Annotated in this window: 15 protein-coding genes, 4 tRNA genes and 1 pseudogene; 8 read left to right on the forward strand and 12 right to left on the reverse strand. The window is 38.4% G+C overall.

Going from position 1 to position 15,656, the window contains the following annotated elements; translation table 11 throughout:
* Window positions 1-5 precede the first annotated feature (5 nt).
* The 7 genes and pseudogenes from QT74_RS08845 to QT74_RS06325 form a co-directional block, all read right to left on the reverse strand.
* A pseudogene (locus tag QT74_RS08845) lies at window positions 6-1,745 on the reverse strand (DUF262 domain-containing protein).
* Window positions 1,746-1,810: 65 nt separating this feature from the next.
* Window positions 1,811-2,524, reverse strand: a complete 714-nt coding sequence (locus QT74_RS06300; protein ID WP_033765505.1) for an amino acid ABC transporter permease — start codon at window positions 2,522-2,524, stop codon at window positions 1,811-1,813.
* Entirely contained in the window at window positions 2,508-3,257 is a 750-nt protein-coding gene (locus QT74_RS06305) for an amino acid ABC transporter substrate-binding protein (RefSeq protein ID WP_229261612.1), read from the reverse strand. The genes QT74_RS06300 and QT74_RS06305 overlap by 17 nt, the downstream gene beginning before the upstream one ends.
* An 88-nt stretch (window positions 3,258-3,345) precedes the next feature.
* Window positions 3,346-4,479, reverse strand: coding sequence for an alanine racemase (alr, locus tag QT74_RS06310; protein ID WP_033765487.1), 1,134 nt, complete (start codon window positions 4,477-4,479; stop codon window positions 3,346-3,348).
* Between the two features lie 6 nt (window positions 4,480-4,485).
* On the reverse strand, window positions 4,486-5,838 hold the full coding sequence (locus QT74_RS06315; RefSeq protein WP_033765489.1) for an alanine/glycine:cation symporter family protein: 1,353 nt from the start codon (window positions 5,836-5,838) through the stop codon (window positions 4,486-4,488).
* Between the two features lie 40 nt (window positions 5,839-5,878).
* Entirely contained in the window at window positions 5,879-7,111 is a 1,233-nt protein-coding gene (locus QT74_RS06320; protein ID WP_033765491.1) for an NAD(P)/FAD-dependent oxidoreductase, read from the reverse strand.
* A 22-nt stretch (window positions 7,112-7,133) separates the two neighbouring features.
* On the reverse strand, window positions 7,134-7,511 hold the full coding sequence (locus QT74_RS06325) for a RidA family protein (protein ID WP_000665807.1): 378 nt from the start codon (window positions 7,509-7,511) through the stop codon (window positions 7,134-7,136).
* Window positions 7,512-7,826: 315 nt separating this feature from the next.
* On the opposite strand from QT74_RS06325, the gene QT74_RS06330 reads away from it, so the two are divergent.
* The 6 genes from QT74_RS06330 to QT74_RS06355 all read left to right on the forward strand — a co-directional run bounded on the left by QT74_RS06330 (window position 7,827) and on the right by QT74_RS06355 (window position 10,540).
* A tRNA-Gly gene (locus tag QT74_RS06330) sits at window positions 7,827-7,901 on the forward strand.
* Window positions 7,902-7,942: 41 nt separating this feature from the next.
* A tRNA-Leu gene (locus QT74_RS06335) sits at window positions 7,943-8,029 on the forward strand.
* Window positions 8,030-8,077: 48 nt separating this feature from the next.
* A tRNA-Cys gene (locus tag QT74_RS06340) sits at window positions 8,078-8,152 on the forward strand.
* A 47-nt stretch (window positions 8,153-8,199) separates the two neighbouring features.
* Window positions 8,200-8,287, forward strand: a tRNA-Ser gene (locus QT74_RS06345).
* 125 nt (window positions 8,288-8,412) lie between these two features.
* Entirely contained in the window at window positions 8,413-9,903 is a 1,491-nt protein-coding gene (locus QT74_RS06350) for a Na+/H+ antiporter NhaC family protein (protein ID WP_033751697.1), read from the forward strand.
* A 274-nt stretch (window positions 9,904-10,177) separates the two neighbouring features.
* On the forward strand, window positions 10,178-10,540 hold the full coding sequence (locus tag QT74_RS06355; RefSeq protein ID WP_033765507.1) for a hypothetical protein: 363 nt from the start codon (window positions 10,178-10,180) through the stop codon (window positions 10,538-10,540).
* 400 nt (window positions 10,541-10,940) lie between these two features.
* Here the strand turns inward: QT74_RS06355 and QT74_RS06360 are convergent, their stop codons facing one another.
* The 3 genes from QT74_RS06360 to accD are packed head-to-tail and all read right to left on the reverse strand — an operon-like array spanning window position 10,941 to window position 13,299.
* Window positions 10,941-11,954 (reverse strand): LapA family protein, encoded by a 1,014-nt coding sequence (locus QT74_RS06360; RefSeq protein ID WP_033765493.1) that lies wholly within the window; start codon window positions 11,952-11,954, stop codon window positions 10,941-10,943.
* Between the two features lie 9 nt (window positions 11,955-11,963).
* On the reverse strand, window positions 11,964-12,416 hold the full coding sequence (gene rlmH / locus QT74_RS06365; protein WP_033765495.1) for a 23S rRNA (pseudouridine(1915)-N(3))-methyltransferase RlmH: 453 nt from the start codon (window positions 12,414-12,416) through the stop codon (window positions 11,964-11,966).
* Window positions 12,417-12,429: 13 nt separating this feature from the next.
* Window positions 12,430-13,299, reverse strand: a complete 870-nt coding sequence (gene accD / locus QT74_RS06370) for an acetyl-CoA carboxylase, carboxyltransferase subunit beta (protein WP_033765496.1) — start codon at window positions 13,297-13,299, stop codon at window positions 12,430-12,432.
* A gap of 81 nt (window positions 13,300-13,380) precedes the next feature.
* Here accD and recO point away from each other — a divergent pair, with 81 nt between their 5' ends.
* Together recO and QT74_RS06380 are read left to right on the forward strand one after the other, a co-directional pair.
* A complete protein-coding gene (gene recO, locus QT74_RS06375; RefSeq protein ID WP_033765497.1) occupies window positions 13,381-13,995 on the forward strand; it encodes a recombination protein RecO in 615 nt (204 codons plus the stop codon).
* A gap of 10 nt (window positions 13,996-14,005) precedes the next feature.
* Complete coding sequence (locus QT74_RS06380; protein WP_033765498.1) at window positions 14,006-14,662, forward strand: CinA family protein; 657 nt, start codon at window positions 14,006-14,008, stop codon at window positions 14,660-14,662.
* 2 nt (window positions 14,663-14,664) lie between these two features.
* Here the strand turns inward: QT74_RS06380 and QT74_RS06385 are convergent, their stop codons facing one another.
* Window positions 14,665-15,231 (reverse strand): hypothetical protein, encoded by a 567-nt coding sequence (locus QT74_RS06385; protein WP_024118295.1) that lies wholly within the window; start codon window positions 15,229-15,231, stop codon window positions 14,665-14,667.
* Between the two features lie 64 nt (window positions 15,232-15,295).
* Window positions 15,296-15,656, reverse strand: a 361-nt coding sequence (locus QT74_RS06390) for a nitroreductase family protein (RefSeq protein WP_033765509.1), incomplete at its 5' end; no start/stop codon positions are given.

Below are 15,656 nucleotides of genomic sequence, written 5' to 3' on the forward strand. Positions count from 1 at the left end.
ACGCTTTACCCAATTATACCAGCCAAAAAAACACTCCTATATGAAGACTTAGGCAATAACACTTCTTTTAATGTTTTAATGATAGCTTCTTCTCTTGTTTCACGAAATTCTTTTATATTTTCCCATTCTAATTTTAGGGTAGGGTCAATATAATTTCTTTTTTTATACTCTTCTATGGCTCGCTCATCTTTATATTCTTCTTTGAGCCACATCTCAGGGTCTTTATCCTTTTTGGCGCTGTTTTCTTGGCCTTCTAAAAGCTGGAGATTGAATAAATAATCTCTCAACCCATAGAAATCTTTATTTAATTTTTTATTTTTCTCATTAAACTTGGACTTTGGATAAATATGGTCTATATGAAAAGTGGTGGTTTTGTAGTTCAGGTTTGGGTATAAGATTTGCAAGATAGGAAAGACTCGAGCATGGCTACTAGAACACATCAAGTCTTCTATCGCATCATTAGTGATTTTTAAAGGCCATGTTTGGTGTTTGGCTAAATTGTGGTTGAATGCTTCAAAAGTGCGAGCTTCTTTCATGCTATGAGCTATGGCACTTAATTTTGTATCCGTTGAAGGAGTGAAATAACTCGTGATTTGAGCGTTGCGGACAAATTTTAGGGCTTGTTTTTGATCGCTCTCATTCATTTTTGAATTTAAAAAATAAAAATAGGCTAAACTGGATAAAATATAAGCTGAACCCAAATAGCCCGCATAACCAAAATTTTTTAATAGTTTTGCAGCATTGTAGATGCTCTTTGTAATTTTTTCCCAATTTTCTTCAATCTCTTTGATATTTTTTTTATTAAAATTTTTTAATTCAAAAGTAGTGTCTTTACCAATGAGAAGCAAGCAGGTTTTTAGCACTTGGTCTTGCCCCACATTTGAAAAGCCTTTGTCTTTTAAAGCATCTACTAACCCATTCATTTTTTCTCTAATATCGCTTGAAAAGCTTGCTGTCAAAATAGACATCAATAAATCAGAATAGCTTAACTTGACCCCGCCGCTATTGACACGGATAAAAATATTTAAAACTTTATTAAGATTTTTTTCTGTTTCTTCAAAAAATAAAATGAGTTGTTTGTTGTGAAAAGCGTCTTTTAGTTTTTCTAGTAAGTCCAATTCGTTCTTTTCTAATCTATGTTCGTTCACATAATTCAAAACACCACTTTCCAACTCTAAAATATCCCCCACCTTAAACCAAAAATGCTCTTTATCGTTTTCAGGCGTTTTGGCATGGAATTCAAACTGGTAATTGTCTTCTGGGTTGTCCATGTTTGGCTGGCGTTTCAAATTCAAATACAAACGCTTCTCTTCATAAGCGTTAGGGTTGTTGATTTTAGCGTTCTTTTTTTTAAGCGTTCTAGTGCCTTTAAGCCCAATATAAAGCGAGGTTAAGCGTTGTTGGCCATCTAGGACGATATACAAATCATCACGCTTGATTTGTTCAATACGGATTTTTTCATTGTGGGGCTTTCACTCATCGTAGTTTGTAATGAATTGATAGAGTTGGAAATTGAGTTTATCGCTATCTTGTTCGTCGCTCTTAGCTATATCCTCCTTTTGTAATTTCCAAAATAAAAAAGAGCCGATAGGATAGCCTCTAAGAATGGAGTCAAAAAGTTGCTCTATCTTTTTTTCATCGGCGTTGTTGAGCCACACGTATTCACGCTGAATGTCAGGCAAAAAATAACGCCCATTCAATTCATCTACCACTTCTTTAATGGTCTTATCCAAAAACATACTCATGAGAATCTCCTTATTTTGTATTTTATTTAGGCTGTATTATAATCAAATATTAGATTGAGCTAACTTTAATTTAAGATTTTTTCCACGCGCTTTTGGATCACTTCTAAAACCAAGCAAAAAAGCCAATAAATCAAAGCGGCTTCCAAGTAAATAGGCAAAAAATCATAGCTGGCGTTCGCTTTTTGCTGCGCGATTCTAAAAACCTCTGCGATAGTTACCACAGAAGCTAAAGAAGTTTCTTTAAAAAGGCTGATGAAGGTGTTACTCAAGCTTGGCGTGGCGACTTTGAGCGCTTGAAAAAAGATGACATGCCAAAAGGTTTGCAAGTAGTTCAAACCCAAACTCAAGCTTGAATCCCATTGATCTTTAGGGACAGAAAGAAAGCTCGCCCTTAAAGTCTCTGAAGCGTATGCCCCCACATTAAAAGAAAACGCAATAATGCCTGCCGGGATTGGATCCATATAAACCCCAAGGGCGGGCAAACCATAAAACACCACCACAATTTGGACCAATAAAGGCGTGCCTCTAATGAGCGAAACATAGAAATTCACGCCCGCTAATAAAGCCTTATGAATGAAATGTTTAGGGGGCGCGATTTTAATGAGTGCTACCATAATGGCAATGAATAAGCCCAAAATAAAAGAAACAACCGCTAAAGGCAAAGAAATAGAAAAAGCGGCTTTTAGCATGGGGTAGAAAGCTTCTAATAATAATTCCAAACGCTCCTTGCTCAAATCCAAAGATTCAAAAAACAAAGACAGGTTATGGTTGGCTGACATCTTTTCCAAAAAATTGTTCGCCTAAGCGTTTTAAAACCCCTTTATTGATCAATCTTTGCATCGCCTGGTTGATAAGCTCTAAGGCTTTTTCTTGGTGCTTGTTGATGACAAAGGAAGCGCCCTCATCTTTTTCTTTGGACTCCCATGCGATTTTAAAGGGGTTATCTTTGTGGGTGTTTAGGTAGTTTAAGATCGCTAAAGAACTATTTAAGGTCAAATCGGCTCGTTTTTGCGCCACTAACAACAAAGCTTGCGCCATAGAATCCACCGAAACGATTTGAGCGTCGTATTTGAAAGCGATTTCCCCATAAGTGGAGCTTAAAGTGTTAGCCGCTCTCAAACCCTTAATGTCTTTGATGTCTTTAATGCGGTTTTCATCTTTCCTAACGAGCATGATCGTGCCTGAATAGCTATAAGGCAAGCTTTTATCAAAAGCCGCTTGGCGTTTTTTAGTCGTCAAACTCACTTGGTTAGCGACCATATCAAAACGCCCCGATTTCAAACCTGTCAGCATGATATCCCATGAAGTTTCGTGGAATTTGATTTTCACGCCAAGCTCTTTAGCCAACTCCCTAGCCACTTCCACATCATAGCCGGTGAGCTTGCCCTCTTTATTGTGGTAAGTGAAAGGGGGGTAAATGCCCTCTGTGCCAACGCTGATCGTTTCTTTATTAATCAGTTTTTCATACAAACTAGAAGCGTTCAAAAAACCCCCCAAAAAGCTTATTACCAATAAAAATAAAACTTTTTTCATTTTTTATTTTAATCCTGAATTTTTTCAAGCATTCTAACACAAAATAAAAATTTTGCATGGTTTGATTTTAAATATAAACGCGCTCCAAGCGTTTGGATAGGGTGCTGATAGTTTCATAAGCAATGGTGTTTAAAAACGCAGCGATTTCGCTTGCGTCATTAGCCTTAGCGCTTTTATCCCCAAACAAGATGACTTCATCGCCCTCTTTGGCTTCAATATTATTGAGTTTGACAAAGCACTGATCCATGCACACCTTGCCAATAAGGGGGGCTAATTGGTTGTTGATCGCTACTTGAATGCGATTGCCTAAAGCGCGCGCTAACCCGTCTGCATACCCTAGAGCTAAAACACCCACTAAAGTCTCTTCATTGGTATAAAAATGCTCGCCATAGCCAATAAATTCGCCTTTTTTAACGCTTCTGATTTGAACGATTTGGGCTTTCAGGCTGACAACATTTTTCAAGATGGTTGGGCATGATTCTTTCATTTCATTAGAGGGGTAAAAACCATAGAGCATGATGCCTGGGCGATAAAGATTTAACAAACGATTTTCATTCCCATTACACAAAGAAAGGATACCGGCGGAATTATAAGCATGGCGGTATTGGAACTCTATTTTTTGATCCAAAAGCTGCTCTAAAAAAGCGTTAAAGGCTTTCATTTGGTTTTTAGCATGGGTTTTAATCTTAGCGTCAGCGTTGCTTAAATGCGTGAATATCCCCTCTATTTCCAAGCCTTTTAAAGCGCGGATTTTTTTAATGGTTTCTATGCTTTTAAAATTAGGCTCTAAGCCCAAGCGGTGCATGCCGGTATCAATTTTGAGATGCACTTTTAAGCGTTTTTGAGATTTTAAAGCCATTTGAGAAAAAACTTCCGCTTGTTCAAGGCTAAAAATCATAGCACTCAAATCGTTATCAATCAGCATGGAAGCGTTAGAATTAGGGCTATAACCTAAAATCAAAATGGGGGTTTTAGAAAAATGAGAACGCAATTCTAAAGCTTCATCTAAAGTCGCTACCCCTAAATAATTAGCCCCTTCTTGTAAAAAAATTTCGCTCGCTTTGATCGCCCCTGCCCCATAAGCGTTCGCCTTGACAACCGCCATGACACAAGCGTCTTTAGGGACAATGCTTTTGACTGCGCTAAAATTATGCCTTAAAGAAGCGGTATCCACTTCTACAAAACTCGCCCTTTTTAACATGCCATCTTACTTGTTAGAATGCTTGCTAAAATACCAACGAGTTTCAGAATAAACCACTTTATGCAATAAAATCAAAGCGATTAAATTAGGGATAGCCATAAGCCCGTTAGAAAGATCCGCTAAATTCCACACAAAATCAATTTTAGCCATAGCCCCCACCATCACACTCGCTAAAAAGATCAAGCGGTAATATTTCACTTTCTTTTCACCAAAGGCGTATTCCGTGCATTTTTCCCCATAATAAGCCCAACCAATAATCGTAGAGTAGGCAAAAAAGATCATGGTCAAAAAAATCACCACCGTCCCTAATGAGCCTAGAAAATACTCCGTGCTTTTTAGAGTGAGCAAATTAGCGCTCAATTTTTCCCCATTAGGGAGCAAGGTGTTGTATTCTGGTGCCATTAAAATCACGCTCGCTGTTGCCGAACACACTATTAAGGTTACAATAAAGGTTTGGAGCATGGACACTAAGGCTTGACGCACCGGGTGGCGTGTTTGAGCACTTGCGGCAATGATGGCTGAGCTCCCTAACCCCGCTTCATTAGAATACAACCCCCTAGCCACGCCCGTTTTTATCATAGTCGCTACCAACGCGCCGCTCGCTCCGCCCACAACGGGTTTAGGGTTAAAGGCTTCTTCAAAAATGAGTTTGATCGCTTGAATGGCTAAATCAAAATGGCTGACAATAATATAAATAATAGCGATCAAATATAAAAGCACCATAACAGGAGCTAAGTAAGAAGTGAATTTACCAATGGATTTAATCCCCCCAATGACAATGAAAGCGGTTAAAAGAGTGAGCAATAAGCCTGAAACCCAAGTAGGCAAGTTCGCTTGTTCGCTCAAAATGGAAGAAACCGCATTAGATTGCGTCATGTTACCGGTGCCAATGCTTGCAATAATCGTAAAAATCGCAAACGCCATGGCGAGTTTGGGCATGTTGAGGCCGTTTTTGATGTAATACATAGGCCCTCCGTTGTATCCAAACGCCCCTTTTTCCCGGTATTTCACCGCTAAAATCCCCTCAGAATACTTAGTCGCCATGCCAACAAGCCCAGTAACCCACATCCAAAATACCGCTCCTGGCCCTGCAATGCTGATAGCGGTCGCTACGCCTACGATACTCCCAATACCTACAGTCGCCCCCAAAGAGAGCATGAGAGCGGAAAATTGCGAAATGTCGCCCTTAGATTGGGACTCTTTGTCAAAAAGGATTTTGATCGCATAAAAAATCTTACTGAATTGCAATCCCCTAAGATAGAAGGTTAAAAACACGCCGGTGCCTACTAATAAAATTTGCATGGGAATCCCCCACACCAAATTAGATAATAAACGCACCACCGAATCAATCGTTTCCATAAAAACTCCTTAATAAACTAGGGGTTAAAAAAGAAATTCCTTAATCCCTAAAAAATGCAGAAAAAAGCATAATATCGGCATTTTTTTCATTCGCTCCGTCTTGGCTTAAATTGGCGATGATTTTACCAATGGCCGGGCCAAAAGTGATGCCAAGCCAGCCTAGTCCTGTCGCATGGATTAAGTTTTTATAGCGTTTGTCATAGCCCAAATAAGGAATATCATTAGGGGTTAAGGGTCTAAAACCGCACCATTCTGTGGCGTCTTTCATTTCAAAAGGCTGCGTGAAAGCGGCTAAATTCTTTTTCATGTTAGCGATTTGCTCTTTATCAATGAGGGCGTTGTTGGTGTTTAATTCCAATTTAGAGGTGATCCTTACAGTATCTCTTCGTGGGGTCATTGCCATGAAAATATCCGCAAATAAAGAAGAAGTCTTGGGTTTTAATTCTTCAGGCATTTTAAAGGTGATGCTATAGCCTTTAGCCCCCATCATTAAAAAATCGTTCTTGGTTTTTTTAATGAGAGTGGGGTTAGCCCCAGTGGCTAGAATGATTGTTTCTGCTTGGATTTTTTCTTTATGCGTGATAACGCCATCAATAAGGTTATTTTTAAACTCAAAATCGATCACTTCTTCATTATAAAGAAATTCCACGCCCGCATTTTGTAAATATTCTTGTAAAGAGCGCATCACTTCGCCCGGATCCACATGCGCGTTTTCGGTCAAAAGCACACTCCCGCAGATATTGTCATTAACAACGGGCATGTATTCTTTGGTCTCTTTAGCGCTAAGGATTTTATAAGCACCGCTGTTATCGCAAGTTTTAATCTTTTTTTCAAAACTTTCTTCTAGAGTGTAGATCATTAAAAGCCCGTCTTCTTTATACCAAAAATCCATGCCGTCTTTTAGCATTTGATGATACATATCAACACTCAGCCACCCGTAGCGTTCAAACAACGCCATGGTGCGGTGCGTGGATTTGGCGTTCGCGCTTGTCATAAACTTTAAAATCCATTGATAGAGCTTTAAATTAAGCCCAAAATGGAATTTTAAAGGGGCTTGGTTTTTGAGCATGAGTTTTAGGGTGTCTAGCACCACACCAGGGCATGAGAGTGGGGCTTTTTTAAACGCAGAAATGAGTCCGGCATTCCCAAAAGAAGTGCCGTTTGAGCCATCGCTTTTTTCAATCACGCAAACCTTATGCCCTAACTTGTGCATAGAATACGCGCAAGAAAGCCCTACAATCCCACCGCCTATGACCACGACTTCTTTTTTCATGCTGATAGTCCCTTAAATAAAATCACTTAATGGCTATCGCTTCAATTTCTACTAAAGCGTCTTTAGGCAGTTTAGCCACTTGAAAGGTCGCTCTAGCCGGATAAGGCTCTGTAAAATAACTCCCATAGATTCCATTCACCACCGCAAAATCGTCTAAACTTTTCAATAAAATAGTCGTTTTAACCACGCTATCCATCCCTAACCCTGCTTCTTTTAAAATCGCTTTGATATTTTCCATGGATTGCGTGGTTTGAGAATGAATATCTGTGCCTTTAAATTCGCCGGTGCTCGCATCAATGCCTAATTGCCCAGAGACAAAAACAAGATCGTTAGTGGCGATAGCTTGAGAATAAGGGCCTATCGCTTTTGGGGCTAGCGTTGAATGAATGACTTCTTTCATGATTGAAACTCCTATGATGATGTGTTATGTCAGCTATTATTATGCAATCAAATTAATAAAGAAATAAAAAATGAGCGCAAAACGCCATGAATTTTCATCTTATTATAAGGTATTGTATATTTTTTACCCACATTTAGAAATTCTTAAACGGGTTTTGTTTGAATGGAAACTCAAAACATTATTGTTCATTTTTTAAATAAAAGGGGTTTTGGCTGTTTTGATTGGTTTTAAAATCAGTTTTGAAATTTTTCATAAGCCCTTGACTTTTATTATTGAGTTTAGATACAATAACAATCGTCTTTTTGAATAAAGAGCGCGGGAATAGCTCAGTGGTAGAGCACGACCTTGCCAAGGTCGGGGCCGCGGGTTCGATCCCCGTTTCCCGCTCCATATTTTGATTTAACTTCTAGAGCATGGTTTCTATTTAGTTTGCCCAGGTGGTGGAATTGGTAGACACAAGGGACTTAAAATCCCTCGGTAGCAATACCGTGCCGGTTCAAGTCCGGCTTTGGGCACCATTTTTGAGCGTGATTTTATTTTTTAAACATGCGAGTGTTAGAGATTAAGGCGACATAGCCAAGTGGTAAGGCATGAGTCTGCAAAACTTTGATTCCCCGGTTCGAATCCGGGTGTCGCCTCCATTATTGTAGTCATTAGGGGCTTTTGCAAGGGACTTTTGTGAAAATAGCGGGAGATGGCTGAGTGGTTGAAAGCGGCGGTCTTGAAAACCGTTGAGGGTCATACCTCCGGGGGTTCGAATCCCTCTCTCCCGGCCACTTGATTAAAATCTTTTAAGCGATTTGTTTTAACCAATTCATCTCTTCTTTTAATAAAGAATTTTGTGAATGTTGATTGTCTCTTTTAATTGAAATTTAAGGATTGATTTAAAGGATTTTATTCGGTGGGATTGTCAGCATCAAGTCTTATTGTTCCTCTTAGCGTTATTTTAATGGTTTTTTTCACCAAACGAGTCGCACTCTCTTTGTTTGTGGGCATTGTAGTCAGTGCTGTTTTGTTGCATTCTTTAAATCTTACAAATATCATAGAATATACCTACACTAAAATCACTGCCGTTTTTTACACCTATGAGCCAGAAAAAGGGCTTCATTTCAATCTTTCTAACCTCTATGTTTTTGGGTTTTTGATCTTTTTAGGCGTTTTGAGTCAAGTGATTTTGAAATCCGGTAGCGTGCAAAATTTTGTCAAAAAAGCCAGAAAATACTCTAAAAACGCTAAAACCCCTGAATTTATCGCTTTTTTTTCAGGCATCATTATTTTTGTAGATGATTATTTTAACGCCCTGACCGTGGGGCAAATCTCAAAGTCTTTAAACGACGCCCACAATTCCACACGAGAGCGCTTGGCTTACATCATAGACTCCACTTCAGCGCCGGTATGTTTGTTAGTCCCTATTTCTAGCTGGGGGGCTTATATTATGGGGATCATGAATAACGATAACTCGCCTTTATTGAAAGATAGTTTTTCGGTGCTTGTGCAAAGTTTAAGCAGTAATTATTATGCGATTTTTGCACTCATTGCGGTGTTTCTCACTATTTTATGGCAAATCAACCTCCCTAGCATGAAAAAGTATCAAAACATAGGCGTGAAGGATTTTTATAGCGAGCAAGAAGAGGATCTTTCAAAGCTAGCCCCCTTAAGCTTGTTGCCTCTTTCCATTTTTTTGTTGATTGTGTCCATTTCCTCGTTGATTTTTTATACTGGAGTGATCTTAAAAAACACCGATGCGAGCTTTTCGCTCTTTTATGGGGGGCTGTTTTCGCTCATTATCACCTATCTTTTAGCCTATAAGTTTTTAGAAAAAGGGGGTTTTTTAAAACTCATGTTGGATGGCTTTAAGAGTGTGGGGCCAGCGATACTAGTCTTAACGCTCGCTTGGGCTATTGGGCCTGTGATTAGAGATGACGCTCAAACGGGGCTTTACTTGGCTCAAGTAAGCAAGGAGTTTTTAAATAGTGGAGGGGGGGTGTATATGCCCTTAATCTTTTTTTTAATCTCCGGGTTTATCGCTTTTTCTACCGGCACAAGCTGGGGAGCGTTTGCGATCATGCTGCCCATTGGAGCGGGCATGGCTAATGGAAGCGATATTATTTTAATCGTTTCAGCCATTCTTTCTGGGGCGGTTTATGGGGATCACACAAGCCCCATTTCTGATACGACTATACTATCGGCTACTGGGGCGGGGTGTTCGGTGCAAAGCCATTTTATCACACAACTCCCTTATGCGACTATTGCGATGCTTTGCAGCGCGGTGAGTTTGGGGGTTGCAAGTTTTATGCATTCTCGCTTGCTCGCGCTTTTAATCGGTATCATTTTGCTTGTGGGGGTGTTTTATCTTTTGAAAAAATTTTATGGCGAAAATCTAAAAACTTAAAAATTAAAATAAGGTTTTAGCGATCCCTATTTGATTGGGAAAAAATCTTGTTTTGTTATCAATCAATTAAAATAAATTATTCAAAAATAACCATTAATTGTAAAAATATTCACAAAACTCTAAATCGTAACGCTTTTTAAAAAAATACATTTTTTTAATTTTTTAATCAACTATTAAGGTGTTTTAAGTTAAATTTCCTTATCTGTTAAACATACGGATAATGTTATATCTAAGGAAAGAAAATGGGGTTAGGACACTAATAAGTTTAGGGATTTTGTTAAGCGTTTTGAATGGCGACGATCTGAGATTGTATTCAAAACCTTTAGTCTATTCGGCTGGCAGTGGGATCATTGGGATTGACATTGATAAGCGGACATTTTACAAACGAGCGTTCACTTTCACGATGAAATCGTTGTTCGGTGAAAACTTGCTTTTGTTTGTCAAATTAAAGCATTCTGCGTTGATGAGCAAACACATAAAAGGGCCTTTGGAAAACCGCCATCATCATTCTTTCACTAAAAATTATGAAAAAGCGGTCGATGGTTGTCAAAAGTATTTCCATATCAAATTGCCTGAAGGCGCTCCTAGCAACTTCAAATCAGGCTCATACATGGCTACTATGGTGATGCGTTTTTGAAGTTTTATTTTGGGTATTCTTAATACCCTTATCATTCTTTAAGAATACAAATCTTTAAAAACACAAATTTATTTTTTAGCCCTTTTTTAATATTCTTAAAACTCTTTTGTTGTAGTAATGAATGAAGTATTTTTAAAATACGGATAAAATTCATAAAAAATTTAAAAAATAAAAAAAGCTCTGTTTTCATCAAATACGGGTTACTAAAACTTTTTATGGTGGGTTATAGCGTATTTTTGGCTTTAATTGTTTCTTTTAGGGTTAGTTTCATCAAGGTTTAAAGCATTAGCGTCTTTCCTCTTATCATTTGGCGCTAAAAACGACTCCATTAGCCCATTTCTTGAATTTTTTGCAATCATCTATTTTTATCTGCCCTAAAAACATGAAGCCAAACAAACCCCTACAAAAACGCTTCTAATTTATAGGCTTTTTGATGCTCTTTTTTCAAATCCATGTAAGCGTTTAAAAGCATGTATTCTTCAAAAGATAAAACCGCTAGATGCTCCTTAGCGAGATCATTCATTTCTAATTCTAGCAACACAAACAAAAAGGCTTTTTGGGCTTTATCGTCTTCTTGGCTTAAAATCTCAAAAAACTGGAACCATTTGTCCGGTACAAGGAATTTTTGCGCTTTTTGCGCGAGCTTTAAATAATCGTTCTTGTCATAACCCACTTTTTTGCAAAGCTCTGAAATCTTTAAAGTGTCTGTGTTTAAGGATTTTTCAAAAAAAGCTTTTAAAAAAGACTTCACGCACTCTTTATCCAAGTTATCTTGCATCGCATTCAAAGCCTTCAAAACCTCTTTTTTGTCGCCTTTTTGGGAGATTTCTATAAAAGCGTAGCGGCGTAATTCCAAAGGGATTTGCGCGTTTGTTAAAACTTCAAAGGCGTTTTTCAAATCGTTATGAATGAAAGCCTTCAAGCGTTTAGAAAAATAAGCATGCTCATAAGCCAACGAATGTTTAGCGTGATCTTTAGGCTCAAGGGTGTTATTTTCTATATTGTGGTAATGTTTAAAAAGGTTGTCCACTTTTTCGCACCCGCTACTTGGCGTGTTTAAATCAGCCTTTAAATCATAGCGGGCTAAGATTTGAGAGAGGTTTTTAGCGAGATCGCTTTTAAATTTCGTTTTTAAAAAAGTCTTTTGGGTGTCTTGGGACAGGATTTGTTTGAGCAATTTGTCAAAATCCCTTTTTTCATGGTATAAGCGGATTTTATGGCTGAGATTGTGCTTGAATAAAAAAACCCATGAAAAAAAAGCGAACATGCCTAAAACGCCCATAAGCCATACCGCAATGGGAAAATTAAAGCTGTAGCTCCCTAAATTAAAGGCGTAAGCTTGCGGATCAATACTATAAACAAACACACCAAAACCCACAATGAACAAAAATGTAAAGATAATGTAAAAACGCATGCGCACCTCCTATTTATGGTATGGATGCTTAAAAATAATGCTCAAAGCCCTATAAATTTGCTCGCATAAGACAATTTTAGCCACTTCATGGCTAAAAGTCATCTCGCTCAAACTCCAAGCTTGACAATCCTTTAAAAAATTTTCTTCAAACCCATACGCTCCAGCGATAAAAAAATTAATATTAAGATGATTTTCTAACATTTTACTAAACGCAAAGCTATCGCCCCTTTGAGCTTTAGGGTGTAAGGCGATATTTTTTGCCTTAGGGTTTAAATACGGCTCAAAGGCTAGAGAATAGCTTTTTTGAGCGAATTCTTTAGAAACTTTTTGAGCGTTGGCGGTATTTTTAGGGAATAAATCCACTAATTCCAGCTCGCAATCAAATCGCTTGCATTGCTTTTGATAGATTTTCACTAACTCTAAAGGCGAACTTTTAGCGATAGAATACACCACGCAACGCATCAATGTTAAAACTTTAAAAAATCTTTGAAGTCTTATGCGTCATCATAGCGATGAGATCGCTCAAAGTTTTCTTCAAATCCTTCCTATGCACAATCATATCAATCAAGCCATGCTCTAATAAAAATTCCGCTGTTTGAAAGCCCTCAGGCAAATCCGCCCCTATGGTTTGTTTAATCACCCTAGGCCCTGCAAAGCCTATCATCGCCCCAGGCTCTGCGATAATGAGATCCCCTAAAAACGCAAAAGACGCGCTAACGCCCCCATAAGTGGGATCGCTTAAAAGCGAAATGAAAGGGAGTTTGGCCTCACTCAATCGGTTCAAAGCCGCGCTCGTTTTAGCCATTTGCATGAGCGAATAAGTGGATTCTTGCATCCTAGCCCCCCCACTCGCTGAAACAATCAATAACGCTTCTTTTTTAGCGACCGCGCGATTGATCGCTCTTACGATCTTTTCGCCTTCCACAGAGCCTAAACTCCCTCCCATAAAGCTGAAATCAAACACCACGATCTGCAAAGGCATGCGGTTGATTTTAGCCTCACCGCTGATCACTGAGCTTGGGCGGTTAGTCCTTTTTTCGTATTTTTTAATGCGTTGTTTATAGCTCTCTTTATCCACGAAATTCAAAGGATCATTAGGCCGTAAATGCTTATCAAACTCTTCAAAACTCCCCACATCGCATAAAAATTCAATCCTTTCAGTTGCATTCATGCGGAAATGGTAATGGCATTTCAAACACACGCTGTATTTACTAAACACTTCTTTATGATACATTAACGCATAACATTTAGGGCATTTCACCCAATGGCTTGGTTGTTCGTTCTTACTTGGCGCTTCTCGCAATTTATTGATCTTGAAATTTTTAAAGAAATCTGCAAATCCCATGTTTTTCCTTAATTTTGCAGTTTTATGGTGATTGTATCCAAGTTTTGCTTATAATAAAACAAAATTAGCTTAAGAGTAGTGATGCAAGGGTTTCTTTTACAAACACAAAGCATAAGAGATGAAGATTTAATCGTGCATGTTTTGACCAAAAACCACCTCAAAACCCTCTATCGTTTCTATGGCAAACGCCACAGCGTGCTGAATGTGGGGCGTAAGATTGATTTTGAAGAAGAAAACGATGATAAGTTTTTACCCAAACTAAGGAATATTTTGCATTTAGGCTATATTTGGGAAAGAGAAATGGAGCGCTTGTTTTTTTGGCAACGCTTTTGTTTTTTATTGTTCAAGCATTTAGAGGGCGTGCATTCTTTGGATAGCATTTATTTTGACACTTTAGATGATGGGGCTAACAAACTCTCCAAACAGCACCCCTTAAGAGTGATTTTAGAAATGTATGCAACGCTTTTGGATTTTGAAGGGCGCTTGCAAAGCCAAAACTCTTGTTTTTTATGCGATAAAAAATTAGAAAATTCCGTGGCTTTAGCGCAAGGGTTTGTTTTAGCGCACCCCTCTTGTTTGAAAGCCAAAAGCTTGGATTTAGAAAAAATCCAAAATTTTTTTCGCACTCAAAGCACGATTTTTTTAGAAACAGAAGAAGTGGAAGAGTTGTGGCGCACGCTGAATTTAGGGTTTTAAAAGGTTGGAAATGAAATTTAAATTTTTGAATATGGATAATGAGAGCGGTTTTATTTTGATTGAAAAGGAATTGAAGTGCTTGAAACTTTTTTCTCAAGTTACAGAAGATTGCATTGAATTGAAAGGCGAGAATGTAGAGCGAGCAAGGGTTTATCTTAAAACGCTTTTTAATTCTAATATTGTGGAATTAGACGATCATCAAAAAAGCGCAAACGCTTTAATAGAGCGCTTGAAATCTTTAGGCTTAAAAATGGCGGTGGCTGAAAGCTGCTCTGGGGGGTTATTATCGCATGCATTCACTTCCATTAGCGGGGCTTCAGCGGTTTTTATGGGGGGTGTTGTGTGTTATAGTGAAGAGGTTAAGCGTGAATTATTGAAAGTCAATGCTACGACTTTAAAAGTCTTTGGGGTTTATAGCGAAGAATGCGTGAGAGAAATGCTACTAGGCGTGTTTTTCAATTTTAAAGTGGATTTAGCGCTGGCGATCAGTGGGGTGGCTGGCCCTAATGGAGGGAGTAAGGCTAATCCTGTAGGCACGATTTATATTGGTGCACAAAAATTAGGATCTCAAGCTTTAATCGATCGCTGTTTTTTTGAAGGCAATAGAGAAAGCATTCAAAATAAAAGCGTAGAGCATGCCCTAAACATGCTCGCTAGAATGCTATAAAACTACCTTAATGCGCAAACGCTACCAAATTCTTTTTGAGCGACCTTAGCGATATAAGCGATTTCATTATCGTTAAGGTTTTCAACGCTCGCTTTTAAATACCTTTTGATTTGCTCAATCTGGCAACCCACTAGCTTGATTTTCACCACAGCCACCTCAGATTTTAAATTCGTGTAAGTGTCAGATACCTGGATCTTAGTCGCTAGGTAATTATAGATAGCGTAGCTGATATTCGTAGCCGTTTGCTCAGACTCATGGAATTGCTCCATGAAGCGTTTTTTATACTTCAACATGATTTCATGAAAAACCACGATCAGGCTCAATTTAGCGTTTAAGGTCGCTTGCTCAATCCCTAAATATTTATTATTAACAGGGATATACGCCACGCCCATTTCTTCGTAGGGGACTTTAGGGTCTTCAAAAACCCAAGCAGGAGCATCAGATAGTTCTGATTTCATGCCCTTTAAATCAGAGACTAAAATCCCATCATCTCTTAAAAGACTCTTAGCGCTTAATGAAACGCTTGAAAACACCCCTAAAAGAGCGATTAAAACCATTCTTTTAAACAAAATACCACTCCTTAAACTTTAATTTAGGTTTGATTATAGTTAAAAAGTTTTTGATTTCGTTTAATCATAACCAAGTAATTGCAGCAGCCTTTGATTTTCTTGATTTTTTGCTCGCTTCTGCCACCCTCTTACCCAAAGCGATCAAACATGCGATTTTGGGCTTGTTGATACGCTTTTCTAAGATTTCGCCCACTTTTAACGCATCAAAGCCCCTGATAATGCAACTATCCAATCCCATTAAGCTCACGCCCATGCAAATTTGCCCCACAGCGATATAGCATTGCTCTAAAATATAGCTTTCTAGTTTTTGCATGCTGTGATTGAATCTTAAATCAAGCATTTGAGCAAAAGAAGGAAGCACTCTCATTTTATAAGACTCCGGATAGAGGTTTTGCATGTAATGGCTATGCGGTAACAATTCAATA

This window comes from Helicobacter pylori SA213A (assembly GCF_000476275.1).
In the GTDB taxonomy this organism is placed as follows: Bacteria; Campylobacterota; Campylobacteria; order Campylobacterales; family Helicobacteraceae; genus Helicobacter; species Helicobacter pylori_CL.

Coding starts and splice junctions, on each gene's coding strand:
- QT74_RS06300 (WP_033765505.1), bottom strand. CDS start 2,524: ATGTCAGCCAACCATAACCTGTCTTTGTTTTTTGAATCTTTGGATTTG.
- alr (WP_033765487.1), bottom strand. CDS start 4,479: ATGTTAAAAAGGGCGAGTTTTGTAGAAGTGGATACCGCTTCTTTAAGG.
- QT74_RS06315 (WP_033765489.1), bottom strand. CDS start 5,838: ATGGAAACGATTGATTCGGTGGTGCGTTTATTATCTAATTTGGTGTGG.
- QT74_RS06320 (WP_033765491.1), bottom strand. CDS start 7,111: ATGAAAAAAGAAGTCGTGGTCATAGGCGGTGGGATTGTAGGGCTTTCT.
- QT74_RS06325 (WP_000665807.1), bottom strand. CDS start 7,511: ATGAAAGAAGTCATTCATTCAACGCTAGCCCCAAAAGCGATAGGCCCT.
- QT74_RS06360 (WP_033765493.1), bottom strand. CDS start 11,954: ATGCGTTTTTACATTATCTTTACATTTTTGTTCATTGTGGGTTTTGGT.
- rlmH (WP_033765495.1), bottom strand. CDS start 12,416: ATGCGTTGCGTGGTGTATTCTATCGCTAAAAGTTCGCCTTTAGAGTTA.
- accD (WP_033765496.1), bottom strand. CDS start 13,299: ATGGGATTTGCAGATTTCTTTAAAAATTTCAAGATCAATAAATTGCGA.
- recO (WP_033765497.1), top strand. CDS start 13,381: ATGCAAGGGTTTCTTTTACAAACACAAAGCATAAGAGATGAAGATTTA.
- QT74_RS06380 (WP_033765498.1), top strand. CDS start 14,006: ATGAAATTTAAATTTTTGAATATGGATAATGAGAGCGGTTTTATTTTG.